Origin of the sequence: Phenylobacterium sp. (genome assembly GCF_019636135.1) — a bacterium.
In the GTDB taxonomy this organism is placed as follows: Bacteria; Pseudomonadota; Alphaproteobacteria; order Caulobacterales; family Caulobacteraceae; genus Phenylobacterium.
Window position 1 is genome coordinate 1 of record NZ_JAHBYD010000054.1, and the last position, 11,477, is coordinate 11,477.

An 11,477-nucleotide genomic window follows, 5' to 3' on the forward strand; every position below is an offset into this window, starting at 1 on the left:
CTCGGGGTCCAGGCGCTCTCGATCGCCAACCAGTCGACGTCGATCCTGCTGGGTCTGTTCCGTTAAGGCCGCACGTCCGCGGAGGCTTCGGCCTCCGCGGGGGGCAATTGCGTCCGGCGGGCGGGGCCTCCCCGTCCGCCGTTCGCCTAAGGAGCGCTGCACTTACGTTCAGCGAAAGGAGCAATGGAAACGAAGGCCGCGGCCATCGCGCCCGTGCCCGATCCGAAGGCGCCCGCGTTCCAGCCGACCGCTCCCGCCGACCGCAAGGTCGCCGAAGCGCCGGCGGTTCCCGCCCAGGATCCGGTCGCGTTGCGACTGGTCATAGATCTGGATCAAGCCTCCGGCGGTTACGTCTACAAGACGATCAACCGCCTCACCGGCGAAGTCGTCAGCCAGTTGCCCAGGGCCGAGGTCCTGAAGCTGCGGGAAGGGGGCTCACAGCCGGGCGCGGTCATCTCGACCGAGGCCTGATCGGGAGGCGCGTCCCCCCGCGCGCTGCCCTGGGACAGATTGTCCCGACCGCCCCGGAGCCCTCCGGCGGCGGCGTCATGCTTTATGCGTGTTAACCATATGAACACCACGGCTTCCTAGCTTGGCGTGGACGGCGAAGACCCGAGTCGGCGCCCGACGATCGCTAGGAGAGCGTGATGACGATCAGCGTCCACACGAACAAGGCTGCGCTGACGGCCCTGCAGAACCTGAACAAGACCAACAACGAGCTCGCCACGACTCAGGACCGGGTCAACACCGGCCTGAAGATCGGCAACGCCAAGGACAACGCGGCGATCTGGGCGATCGCGCAGGGTCAGCGGGCCGACATCGGGGCGCTCGGCGCCGTGAAGATCAGCCTGGAGCGCGCCAGCTCGATCGCCGAGGTCTCGCTCTCGGCCGGTGAGACCATCTCCGACCTGCTGGTGCAGTTGAAGGAGAAGGTGGTCGCCTCGATGGACACCTCCCTCGACACCGCCTCGCGCACCGCGCTGGACTCCGACTTCAAGGCGCTGCTCCGCCAGATCACCCAGGTCGTGGGCAACGCGGCCTTCGACGGCGCGAACCTCTTCAACGGCGCGGGCGGCGACATCCAGTTCCTCGCCAATGCCGACGCGACGTCGAAGCTCACGCTGTCCACCCGCACGCTCTCGCTGGGCGGTTCCAACATCACCATCACGGCGAACGCCAACATCACCACCGCGACGATCGCGAGCACGGTGCTGGCGCGCCTCGACGCCTCGATCAGCAACGTGAACCAGTCGCTGGGCAACCTCGGCTCGCAGTTCAAGCAGATCGAAGCCCACCTGAACTTCGTCTCCAAGCTGACCGACGTGCTGGAGGCGGGCGTCGGCAACCTGGTCGACGCCGACCTCGCCAAGGAAAGCGCCAAGCTGCAGGCGTTGCAGGTCCAGCAGCAGTTGGGCGCCCAGGCGCTGTCGATCGCCAACTCGGCGCCGCAGATCATCCTGCAGCTCTTCCGCGGCGGCTAGGTCCCCGTTTCCGTTGGGGCGTAGGAAAGGCCCTGGGCGCGACGCGCGCCCAGGGCCTTTTCTTGTGCGGAAACCAATATATGTCGTTGAAAAATATAAGAACGTCATGGCCCGGCTTGTCCGGGCCACCCACTGGGCTGTGAGGTCGTGATGATCCGCGGCGCCGACGCCGCACCCTTGCAACGCACAGCCCAGTGGGTCCCCCGGACAAGCCGGGGGATGACGAGCGGGAAGGCGATCGGGCGCGCCGTTTTTCGCTCGGGAATTCGCGCCCGGTTAACACGCGATAAGGGTTGTCGGGCCTACGGTGGCTGTGATGGTGACCGGAATCGACTCCAGCCTGCTGCTGAGCCTCTACCAGTCGAAGGCCAATCAGGCGGCCGCGACGGTGGGGTCGTCGGCGCTCGCCACGGCCGCCAAGAAGGTCGCGCCGTCCGCGCCCTGGACCGCGGCGAACGCGGCGGCCACGACGGCGGCGACGAGCGCCGCGGTCAAGGCGGCGCTGGCGGGCCGCAAGCTCGTGAACGAAGGGTCGGCCAAGCTCGACGTGCCGGGCGCCAGCGCCGACTACCGCAAGATCTTCGCGCTCTACCAGGGCCTGGCCACGCTGTCGGCCGTCGCCGAGCAGGCCGGCGCCAAGAACATCCTGGCCGCCGAGCGCAACCGCATCAACCAGGTCTTCAGCCGCGGCCTCGACGAGATCCTGGGCTACGTCGGCGACCTCGATCTCGACCAGTTGCGGATCATCCAGGGCGAGGTGAACACCTTCGCCAAGCCGACCCTCGGCGTGCCCAAGGCGAAGACGGAATACGTGACCCCGCCGCTGGCCACCGGGACCAGCACCACCGAGGTCGAAGCCTTCCAGGGCAACGTCCAGTTCAACATACAGATCAAGAGGTCCGGCGCGACTATTAATGTGCCGATCGACCTGTCCGGCATGACCGGCACGCGCTCGGTCGCGACGGTGTCGGCCTACATCAACGAACAGCTCCAGGCGGCGGGCGTCGATCTCCGCTTCCAGACCCAGCGCATCCCGGGCGGCGACAAGTTCGTCAAGGTCGGCGGCAAGGATGTGAAGGTCGGGACGAGCCCCGACCAGTGGGCGCTGAAGATCAAGACCAGTGTCGGCGAGACGGTGAGTTTCTCGGCCGCCGCGACGGCCGGCGCCGTCTACGTCGCCCAGGACGCCGGCAACCCGGACCCGGACGGCAAGCCCGAGACCAAGGACTCCACCGCCGCCGCCCAGTTCCTGAAGTTCCAGACCGACACCGTGGACGTGCCGCCGCCGCTCCAGCGCGCGGGGGAGGCCAACTACGTGGACGGCCGCGTGTTCGGCCAGACGCTGGGCCCGGAAGTGAAGACCGTGCGCGAGACCCGGGTCGGCGCGGACGGCTCGGTCTACCTGCTGGCCGACGTGGTCGACAAGGTCGCCGGCCAGGACATCAAGGGCGCCCAGGACGTCGCGCTGCTCAAGTACGACTCCTCGGGCCAACTGGTCTTCGCGCGCACCCTGGGCGCCGCCGACCAGGCCACGGGCCTCGGCCTGGCGCTGTCCGACGACGGCAAGATCGCCGTGGCCGGCTCGGTGAAGGGCGTCCTCGCGGGCGCCACCGACGGCGCGCTCAACTCGACCGGCGCCTACGACGGCCTGACCGACAGCTTCGTCACCGTCTACGACGCCGACGGCCAGGAGCTGTGGACCCAGCGCCGCGGCGCGCGCCAGGCCGACGAGGCCAGCGAGGTCGCCTTCGGCGCCGACGGCACGGTCTACGTCTCGGGCAAGACCAACTCGGCGCTGCCCGGCACGGTCGCGCTCGGCCAGTCCGACGCCTATCTCGAAGCCTTCAAGGTTGACGCCGCCGGCAAGGTGCAGACGCTCTTCACCACCGCCTTCGGCACGGCCGGCATCGACAAGCCGGCGGGCCTCGTGGTCGACGGGACCTCGGTGATCACCGCCAGCGTCGAGAGCGGCCGCGGGATCCTGCGGCGCTACGACGTCTCCAGCGGCTCGCCGGTGCTGACCGCCACCCAGGACCTCGGCGACCTGCAGGGCGGCTCGATCACCGGCCTGGCGCTGGACGGGAGCGACGTCATCGTCGCCGGCTCCACCAGCAACGCCGCGCTCGACGGCCTCACCGTCACCAACGCCAACGCGGGCGGCACGGACGCCTTCGCCGCGCGCCTCTCCGCCAGCCTCGGCGGGGGCGGGCAGGTGGCCTATTACGGCGGCGCGGGCGAGGACAAGGCCACCTCGCTGGCCGTCGCCGGCGGCCAGGTCTGGATCGCCGGCAGCGCCGGGACCGACCTGCCGGGCAATCCGTCCGCCATCGGGACCCAGGACGGCTTCCTGGCCCGGCTCGACATCGCCACCGGCGCGGTGGAGTGGTCGCGCCGCTTCACCGGCAAGGACGGCCGCGCGACGCCCACCTCCATCGCCATCGACACCACCGGCGCCAGCGTGCTGGACCGGATCGGCCTGCCGAAGGGCGAACTGGACCTGACCGACAGCCCGCGCCTGACCGCGGTCTCGAGCCTGCGCGCGGGCGACACCTTCACGATCAAGTCGACCTACGGCGGCACCAAGACCGTCACCATCGAGGAGAAGGATACGCTCGACACCCTGGCCACCAAGATCAAGCGCGCCAGCGGCTTCAACGCCAAGGTCACCCTGGTCACCATCGACGGGAACAAGCGCAGCCTGCGCATCGAGCCCACGACTGACCGCGCCACCCTCGAGTTCGCCCCGGGCAAGGCCGACAAGGACGCGCTGGCGATGCTGGGCATCCCCGAGGGCATCGTGCGCCGGACCACGACGGAGAAGGGCAAGGTCGTGCCGGCCGACGGCAAGGGCATGATCTACGGCCTGGCCCTGGACGGGAAGCTCAACGTCCTGAACGACACGGATCGCAAGTACGCCCTGGCCGAACTCAGCTCGGCCATGACCAAGCTGCGCACCGCCTACCGCGACCTCGTCTCGGCCGCCTCGCCGCAGACGCAGCAGGCGCAGAGCACGAACAAGTCGGCCAACGGGCCGGTGCCGGCCTATCTGACCAACCAGATCGCCAACTACCAGGCCGCGCTGGCGCGCCTCGGCGGGGGCGGCTGACGCCACGCCGCTTGAAAGCGGGCTCCGGCAGGACTAGCCAGACCGCATGGAGACCCCTCCGGACCGCTCCGGGCAGACCCCGCCGGAAGACGCCCTGCGCCGCCGTGGACCGCCGCTCGTCCTGCTGGGCGGGCTGGCCGCCGTCGTGGCGGGCGGCGCGATCGCCTGGGCCCTGGTGGGCGGGGGCGAGCCGTCCTCCGCCCCGCCGCCGGCCTCCGAGGGCGGCCTGGTCATCGACGCCAGCGGCGCCGACGAGGCGGGCCGGATCGACCCCGGCAAGCCGCTGCGCTGCTTCGTCCAGGGCCGGTTCGTGGGCGAGCTCAGCCTGACCGAGTGCGCCCGGCGCAACGGCGTCGCCACCGACGCGCTCGACGTCGGCATCGACGAGACCGGCGCGCTCGCCGCCGCCGAGCAGGCGGGCCAGGTGCTGACCCCGCTGCCGCCCCACGACGGCGCGGCGGCCGACACCGGCGTCGACGCCGCCGCCGACCCGCAGGCCGCGCCGCCGCCCACCGCCGTCGTCTGGTCGCAGGCCTGCTGGCGGCACGGCGGCGGCCGCTGGCGCAGGCTCTCCGACAGCGGCGACCTCAACACCTGCGTCCAGGCCCTGTTCGCCGGCACGTGCGAGAAGCCGGGGCAGGCGCTCTACGGCCGCTACGGCGCCCAGACCCTGCGCCTGGTGACCGGCCGCGTGGAGATCTCGGACGACAACCGCAGCTTCCGCCTGCTCGCGCCGCAGGGCGGCGACTGCGCCATTCCGCCGGTGGGCTGACCCTGCTAGGGTAAAACTATGGCTGTAAAAACGATCCCCGTCCTGCCCCTGGCCGTCCTCGCCGCCGCGGCCCTCGCCCTCGGCGCCTGCGCCCGGAAGACCACGCCGCCCGGCGACGCCGGCGTCTGCTTCCACGTGGTGCCGCAGAAGGACGGCTCGCTGAAGTACAACCGGCTCGTCTCGACCGACTCGCTGGAGAAGTGCGCCGCCAACCTCGAGGCCATGCGGATCAGGTTCCTGACCCTCGGCGGCAGCCAGCAGGAGATCTACGGCGCCTACCAGGCCAACTTCCTGTTCCTGGTGAAGGAGGGCGTCATGACATCCACCTCGCTGGAGGGCCCGCGCTACGTGGCCCTGGTGCGCACCGGCGACGGCCGCCTCGCGATCCCCGGGGCGATGCCGCAGTAGGCCGCGGCGATTCTGCTGTGGACGGTTCCGCCGGGCGCGGAACAAAGTTGGAACATCGGCTTGTTAACGCCTTTCCGGCGCGCTAGCTTGCGCCTGGGCCAACGCCCGCAGACACGGAAAGCAAGGACAGATCGATGGCGGGCAGCGTCAACAAGGTCATTCTGGTGGGCAACCTCGGGGCCGACCCCGAGATCCGCAGCCTCAACTCCGGCGACCGCGTCGCCAACCTCCGCGTCGCCACCTCCGAGACCTGGCGCGACCGCGTGAGCGGCGAGCGGAAGGAGAGGACCGAGTGGCACCGCGTGGTGATCTTCAACGAGAACATCGTGAAGGTCTGCGAGAACTATCTGCGCAAGGGCTCCACCGTCTACATCGAGGGCGCGCTGCAGACCCGGAAGTACCAGGACAACTCGGGCGCCGAGCGCTACTCGACCGAGATCGTGCTGCAGAAGTTCCGCGGCGAGCTCACCATGCTGGGCGGCCGCGGCGAGAGCGGCGGCGCCGAGGACAGCAGCGGCTACGGCGGCGGCAACTTCTCGTCGGGCCCCCGCAACGGCGGCGGCTCGCGTCCCAGCGAGGACTTCTCGGCCAGCCTCGACGACGAGATCCCGTTCTAGGACCTGCGGGTTCGCGTGGGCGCTCGGTCAGGCGCGCTGCGGCGGTCGCGTTGTGTCCCTGGTCCATTTTCCGTAAGATGGGGAAGTTCCGGAGAACGCCATGTCGATCAGCGCCCCGGCGACCGAGGTCTCGAAGAACTTCGGCGCCTTCCATGACAAGGCTCTCGCCGAGCCGGTACGGGTCACCAAATACGGGCGCGAGACCGTCTACATCGTCTCGGCCGAGACCTTCCATCGCCTGAAGCAGGGCGAACGTCAGGCGCTGGCCGCCGCGGACCTGTCCGAGGCGGAGATCGCCGACATCGCGGCCGCCGAGGTTCCCCCGGAGCACCGCTACAGCCTCGACGACGTGGAGTAGCCGGTGGCCCTGCCGACGCCAGCCCCGGGCCTGGTCGTCAGCTACGCCTATCTCTGGAAGGACCAGGCTTCGGCCGGCGCCGACGAAGGCCGAAAGGATCGGCCTTGCGCCATCGTGCTGACGGCGCGGGATGAGGATGGCGACACGGTGGTCTACGTCGCGCCGATCACCCACAGCGCGCCCCGCGATCCGACCGCCGTCCAGATTCCGCCGGCCGTGAAGCGGCGGCTGGGCCTCGATGCGGGGGCGTCGTGGATCATCACCCGTGAACTCAATCGCTTCGTCTGGCCGGGTTACGATCTTCGGCCGGTCGCGCGCGACCGGCCGGACACGTTCGCCTGGGGCTTCCTTCCGGTCGAGATCCTCGACGCCGTGAAGCGGCAGATCGTCGCGCACCGGCGCGGGCGCAGCCTCCGGTCCGTCGACCGGGATTGACGTGTCCCGCTTCGCGCGGCCCGGCGAGAGGCCGGAACGGCGCTTCGGCCTTCGACCGTTATGCGGAAAAAACCCGTTCTGAACCCGTGGGTTATAGCCTCGTCCTGAGGCTCCACAGTTCCGGGAAGCAGCGGCGCTGCAGGGTGCGGGCGAGGTAGCTCGCGCCCTCGGCGCCGCCGGTGCCGCGCTTGCCGCCGATGATGCGCTCCACCGTCAGCACGTGCTTGTGCCGCCAGGTCAGCAGCGCGTCGTCCAGGTCCACCAGCTTCTCGGCGAGCTGGTAGAGCTCCCAGTAGCGCGCGGTGTCGCGATAGACCGCCAGCCAGGCGTCCTCGACGGCGGCCGACGGCGCGTACGGCTGCGTCACGTCGCGCGCCAGCACCTCGGCGGGGACCGCCAGCCCGTGGACCGCCAGCCGCGCGATCGCGTCGTCGTAGAGGCTGGGCGCCGCCAGCGCGTCCTCCAGCGCCGCGCGCGCCTCCGAGCCCTCGTCCTGGTAGGCCAGGAACGCGGCGTCCTTCAGCCCCAGCAGGTATTCCAGCGTCCGGAACTGCGCCGACTGGAACCCCGAGCTCGCCCCCAGCCCGTCGCGGAAGCTCAGGTAGTCGGCCGGCGTCATCGTCGCCAGCACGTCCCACGACAGCGTCATGATCGTCTGGATCCGCGACACCCGGGCCAGCGCCTTGTAGGCCGGCTCCACGTCGCCCGAGCGGATCAGGCCCTTGGCCAGCCGCACCTCGTGGACGATCTCCTTCAGCCACAGCTCCTTCGTCTGGTGGATGACGATGAACAGCAGCTCGTCGTGGCGTTCGGTGGTCGGGTGCTGCGAGGCCAGCAGGGTGTCCAGGCCCAGGTAGCTCGCATAGGTGACCCGCCCGCTCATTGGCCGGCCCTGTTCTGCGCCTCGATCTCGGCCGGCGAGGGGCAGGCGTCGCCGATCCGCCGCGCCTCGGTCGAGGCCTTGCCCACCACGTCCAGCCCCAGGAACTCGGTGGCGATCTCGGCCGTCAGGCTGAAGCTGTCGGGCGAGTACGACCCCGTGCCCTGCACCGCCACCTTGCGCCCCTTCTTCGAGACGCACGTGCCCTTCAGCCGGATCTGCCCGCCGGCGAACACCCGCGTCGGATAGGTGCAGGCGTAGTGGCGGTTCGACGGGCCGGAGAGGAACTTGTCCACCTCGGCCGGCGTGATGCAGCGCTTCTCGGTCTTGCTCTGCCGGATCGGCGACAGGAGCCTGTTGGTGGATTCCCAGTAGCCGGGCGTGATCGTCGCCGCCGCGTGGGCGGCCGGCGCGGCCAACGCGAGGGCGAGGGCGGGGGCGAGGAGGGCGGTCGGGGCTTTCATCGGTCGGGGACTCTTCGTCGGCTCGGGTGGGCCACCGTGACGGGCCGCGGATGAACGGCGGCTTAGCCGGTCCGCGCGGTCGCCGCGGCGCTGTTGTCGATCAACGTGTTGTTCCGCTCCCGGGTCGCCTGACCCTCCTCGTCGTAGAGGAACGGCAGGAAGGCGTAGCGGCGCCCGCGCGTCACCGGCGTCGCCTCGTGCAGCAGGCTGCAGCAGAACACCACCGCCCCGCCCGTCGGCGGCCGGTAGGTGCGCGGGCCGAACTCGGGGAAGCGCACGTCGCCGCCCTCGAATTCCTCGGCGTTCAGGTTGATCGAGCAGGCGAAGCGGCGGTGCGCCGTGCCCAGGGTCTGGTTGTCCCGGTGCGCCCGGAAATAGCCGCCTTCCTCGGCGTCGTAGCAGGCGACGATATAGCGTTCGAGGCGGGTCGCGGCGAACTGCAGCCCGCGCCGGATGGCCGGGATCAGCCCGCGGTTGATCGCGCCCAGCAGCTCGGCCCTCAGCCCCTCGTCCGCGATCGTGACGTCGCGCCGCTGCTTCATCGGGTCGAGCACGCCCACCGTCCTGCCGTCGACGTCGCGCATCACGCCGGAAAGCTGGCCGCCGCGGGCGTCGTAGTAGTCGATCAGCCGCCGGCAGAGCTCGGGCTCGAACACGCGCGGCACGATCAGCACCGGCGCGACCAGCGGCACGCCCGCATGCGCGCCCAGCGGGGGCAGGGCGGCGGTGCGGCCCAGCACGGCCTCCGGCTGGTCCAGCGGCGCGCGCGCCAGCAGGCGCAGCGACGGATCCAGCAGGAACCAGGCGCCGTCGTCGTCCGCCACCGCGTACTTCGCCCGCACCGCCCCGTCCGCGTCGAAGAACCAGCGCAGGCCCGGCGCCCGGTCGGCCGGCGCCGCGTCGGAGACCGCCTCCGGGATGAAGAAGAAGGCGGTCAGGTTGCGGTCGTCGAACCGGCCCTGCACGGCCTCCCACGCGGCCGTCGCCGCCGCCCACCGGGCCGGGTCGCGCGGCAGGAAGGCCAGCACGATGTAGCGGCCGGCCACGGTGTCGAAGTGGAACCGCGGGTTGAATCGGGTCGTCGCGACGAAGTCGGGGGCGAAGTCGCCGACGGAAAGGGGCGGCAGGGCCCAGGCGGTGGCGCTCATGCCGGCGCGGCCTCCTTCGCGGCCACGCGGGCCTGGTAGGCGGCCAGGATCTTCGCCCCGGCCTCGTCGTGGAAGAACGGCAGGAAGGCATAGCGGCGCCCGCGGGTGATCCGCAGCGCCTCGTGCATCAGCCCGCAGGAGAACACCACCGCCCCGCCCGGCGGCGGCCGGTAGGTGGCGCGGCCGAACTCCGGGAAGCGCAGGTCCCCGCCCTCGAAGTCGTCGTTGAGGTTGAGCGAGCAGGCGAAGTTCCGGTGCGCCGTGCCCTGGGTGGTGTTGTCCCGGTGGGCGTGGAACACGCCGCCGTCGTCGGCGTCGTAACAGCTCACCAGGAACCGCTCGACGTGGGTCACGCGGAAGCCGAGGCCCAGCTTGATCAGCGGATAGAGCCGCCGCTCCAGCCGCGCCTGCACGGCGTCCTTCAGTTCGCCGTCGGGCAGCCAGATGTCGCGCCGCTTCTTCAGCTCGTCCATGACGGCCACGGTGCGGTCGCCCACGTCGCGCATCACGCCGGTCGCCTCGCCGCCCGTCTCGCGGTGCAGCGCGATCAGCGCTGCGCACAGTTCGGGCTCGAGGATCCGCGGCGCGATCAGCACCGGCGCGTGCAGCGGCACGCCCGCGTGCTCGGCCACCGGGGGCAGGGCGGCCACCCGGGCGAACACCTCGGCCTCGGCGCCGATGGGCCATCCGGCCATGACCCGCAGCGTGGGGTCGAGCAGCAGCCAGTGCGGCTCGCCGCCATAGCCCTTGGTGATCGCGCCGGTCGTGTCCTGCACCCAGCGCAGCCCGCGCACGTCCTTGACGCCCTGCAGCGACTGGGGATCGCGCAGGACCACGAAGGCCGAGACCTTGGCGTCGTCGAACAGCCCCTGGTTCCGCGACAGCGCCGCCAGCGGCTCGCGCGCCGCCTCCACGGGCGGCAGGAACAGCATCAGCACATAGCGCCCGCCGGCCGTGTCGAACACGAACTCCGGCGACGAGACGGTGGGCGCGACGAAATACGGGGCCGGCTGGCCAGGCGCGAACATGGCCGGAACCTAGTCCGTTCGCCCGGAAAGTCACGCGGGGCGCGGTGTCGCTGGCGTGCGCGGGAGGGCGAGGACGCCGAACGGACGGCCCACCTCCTCTCCCCCCGCGAAGCGAGAGGGGAGAGGGCAGGGAGAGGGGCGACGCAGGCCTTGCCGCCGCCGCGCCCGGTTCAGCCAGGACCCACGGACGGATGCTCGCCGCCGCAGGCGTCGAGGATCGTGTCGCACACGCCTTCGCGGTTCGTCAGCACCGCGGAGTTCCAGAACCGGATGACGCGAAGGCCCAGGCCCTCGAGGTAGGCGGTCCGACGGGTGTCGTAGGCGACCTGTTCCGAGTGCTGACCGCCATCCAGTTCGACGACGAGGCCGGCCTCGACGCAGAGGAAGTCCACGATGAACGGCCCCTTCGGAACCTGCCGCCGCCATCGCCAGCCGCCCAGGCGACGGGCGCGCAAGGCGTTCCACAGCCGCGCCTCGGCGTCGGTGTCGTTCCGGCGCAGCGCGCGGGCCCGGTCGCGCGGCGTGTTGTCCTTCAGCGTCTTGAACGTCGCCATGAGGATGGATCATGGCTGGACCGACGTGCAGGCGGCAAGGCCTGCGTCGCCCCTCTCCCTGCCCTCTCCCCTCTCGCTTCGCGGGGGGAGAGGAGGCGCCAGGTACCCATCTCCGCTCGCGCCTCGTTCGACGACTTTGACCGGGGTGGCCGTCGCGCCGCCACCTGCGACCGCTTCTGACGTAGGCGCATGTTTCGTTCGCTGGATGTCCGATGCGGCCCAGCCT

The 11,477-nt window shown here is 70.9% G+C and carries 13 protein-coding genes; 8 read left to right on the top strand and 5 right to left on the bottom strand.

All coding sequences use genetic code 11. The features are described 5' to 3' along the window. The first annotated feature begins 183 nt into the window (after positions 1 to 183). From KF737_RS22130 to KF737_RS22165, 8 genes are all read left to right on the top strand, one after another. A complete protein-coding gene (locus KF737_RS22130) occupies positions 184 to 471 on the top strand; it encodes a hypothetical protein (protein ID WP_296460650.1) in 288 nt (95 codons plus the stop codon). A gap of 176 nt (positions 472 to 647) precedes the next feature. Then, positions 648 to 1,481 carry a flagellin gene (locus KF737_RS22135; RefSeq protein WP_296460654.1) on the top strand — a complete coding sequence of 278 codons (834 nt, stop codon included), beginning with the start codon at positions 648 to 650 and terminating at the stop codon, positions 1,479 to 1,481. A 316-nt stretch (positions 1,482 to 1,797) separates the two neighbouring features. Continuing rightward, entirely contained in the window at positions 1,798 to 4,587 is a 2,790-nt protein-coding gene (locus tag KF737_RS22140; protein ID WP_296460656.1) for a hypothetical protein, read from the top strand. 46 nt (positions 4,588 to 4,633) lie between these two features. Next, complete coding sequence (locus KF737_RS22145; RefSeq protein WP_296460659.1) at positions 4,634 to 5,359, top strand: hypothetical protein; 726 nt, start codon at positions 4,634 to 4,636, stop codon at positions 5,357 to 5,359. Positions 5,360 to 5,377: 18 nt separating this feature from the next. Then, on the top strand, positions 5,378 to 5,767 hold the full coding sequence (locus tag KF737_RS22150) for a hypothetical protein (RefSeq protein ID WP_296460662.1): 390 nt from the start codon (positions 5,378 to 5,380) through the stop codon (positions 5,765 to 5,767). Positions 5,768 to 5,901: 134 nt separating this feature from the next. Further along, positions 5,902 to 6,384: a single-stranded DNA-binding protein gene (gene ssb / locus KF737_RS22155; protein WP_296460665.1), complete on the top strand. Its 483-nt coding sequence runs from the start codon at positions 5,902 to 5,904 to the stop codon at positions 6,382 to 6,384. A 100-nt stretch (positions 6,385 to 6,484) separates the two neighbouring features. After that, positions 6,485 to 6,742 (top strand): type II toxin-antitoxin system prevent-host-death family antitoxin, encoded by a 258-nt coding sequence (locus KF737_RS22160; RefSeq protein WP_296460669.1) that lies wholly within the window; start codon positions 6,485 to 6,487, stop codon positions 6,740 to 6,742. 3 nt (positions 6,743 to 6,745) lie between these two features. Beyond that, positions 6,746 to 7,177 (top strand): type II toxin-antitoxin system PemK/MazF family toxin, encoded by a 432-nt coding sequence (locus KF737_RS22165; protein ID WP_296460672.1) that lies wholly within the window; start codon positions 6,746 to 6,748, stop codon positions 7,175 to 7,177. Positions 7,178 to 7,268: 91 nt separating this feature from the next. On the opposite strand, the gene KF737_RS22170 is transcribed toward KF737_RS22165, so the two are convergent. From KF737_RS22170 to KF737_RS22190, 5 genes are all read right to left on the bottom strand, one after another. Further along, entirely contained in the window at positions 7,269 to 8,060 is a 792-nt protein-coding gene (locus KF737_RS22170; RefSeq protein ID WP_296460674.1) for a tryptophan 2,3-dioxygenase, read from the bottom strand. After that, positions 8,057 to 8,521 (bottom strand): DUF3617 family protein, encoded by a 465-nt coding sequence (locus KF737_RS22175; RefSeq protein ID WP_296460676.1) that lies wholly within the window; start codon positions 8,519 to 8,521, stop codon positions 8,057 to 8,059. The genes KF737_RS22170 and KF737_RS22175 overlap by 4 nt, the downstream gene beginning before the upstream one ends. 62 nt (positions 8,522 to 8,583) lie before the next feature. After that, on the bottom strand, positions 8,584 to 9,669 hold the full coding sequence (locus KF737_RS22180; protein WP_296460679.1) for a 2OG-Fe(II) oxygenase: 1,086 nt from the start codon (positions 9,667 to 9,669) through the stop codon (positions 8,584 to 8,586). Beyond that, the gene (locus KF737_RS22185; RefSeq protein WP_296460683.1) at positions 9,666 to 10,697 is read right to left on the bottom strand and encodes a 2OG-Fe(II) oxygenase; all 1,032 of its coding nucleotides are present in this window, start codon (positions 10,695 to 10,697) and stop codon (positions 9,666 to 9,668) included. The genes KF737_RS22180 and KF737_RS22185 overlap by 4 nt, the downstream gene beginning before the upstream one ends. A gap of 170 nt (positions 10,698 to 10,867) precedes the next feature. Beyond that, on the bottom strand, positions 10,868 to 11,251 hold the full coding sequence (locus KF737_RS22190) for an endonuclease domain-containing protein (protein WP_296460685.1): 384 nt from the start codon (positions 11,249 to 11,251) through the stop codon (positions 10,868 to 10,870). Between the last annotated feature and the right edge of the window lie 226 nt (positions 11,252 to 11,477).

What these genes read in the sequence shown, in the direction of transcription:
- KF737_RS22130 (WP_296460650.1), top strand. Translation starts at nt 184, where the DNA reads ATGGAAACGAAGGCCGCGGCCATCGCGCCCGTGCCCGATCCGAAGGCG.
- KF737_RS22135 (WP_296460654.1), top strand. Translation starts at nt 648, where the DNA reads ATGACGATCAGCGTCCACACGAACAAGGCTGCGCTGACGGCCCTGCAG.
- KF737_RS22140 (WP_296460656.1), top strand. Translation starts at nt 1,798, where the DNA reads ATGGTGACCGGAATCGACTCCAGCCTGCTGCTGAGCCTCTACCAGTCG.
- KF737_RS22145 (WP_296460659.1), top strand. Translation starts at nt 4,634, where the DNA reads ATGGAGACCCCTCCGGACCGCTCCGGGCAGACCCCGCCGGAAGACGCC.
- KF737_RS22150 (WP_296460662.1), top strand. Translation starts at nt 5,378, where the DNA reads ATGGCTGTAAAAACGATCCCCGTCCTGCCCCTGGCCGTCCTCGCCGCC.
- ssb (WP_296460665.1), top strand. Translation starts at nt 5,902, where the DNA reads ATGGCGGGCAGCGTCAACAAGGTCATTCTGGTGGGCAACCTCGGGGCC.
- KF737_RS22160 (WP_296460669.1), top strand. Translation starts at nt 6,485, where the DNA reads ATGTCGATCAGCGCCCCGGCGACCGAGGTCTCGAAGAACTTCGGCGCC.
- KF737_RS22170 (WP_296460674.1), bottom strand. Translation starts at nt 8,060, where the DNA reads ATGAGCGGGCGGGTCACCTATGCGAGCTACCTGGGCCTGGACACCCTG.
- KF737_RS22175 (WP_296460676.1), bottom strand. Translation starts at nt 8,521, where the DNA reads ATGAAAGCCCCGACCGCCCTCCTCGCCCCCGCCCTCGCCCTCGCGTTG.
- KF737_RS22180 (WP_296460679.1), bottom strand. Translation starts at nt 9,669, where the DNA reads ATGAGCGCCACCGCCTGGGCCCTGCCGCCCCTTTCCGTCGGCGACTTC.
- KF737_RS22185 (WP_296460683.1), bottom strand. Translation starts at nt 10,697, where the DNA reads ATGTTCGCGCCTGGCCAGCCGGCCCCGTATTTCGTCGCGCCCACCGTC.
- KF737_RS22190 (WP_296460685.1), bottom strand. Translation starts at nt 11,251, where the DNA reads ATGGCGACGTTCAAGACGCTGAAGGACAACACGCCGCGCGACCGGGCC.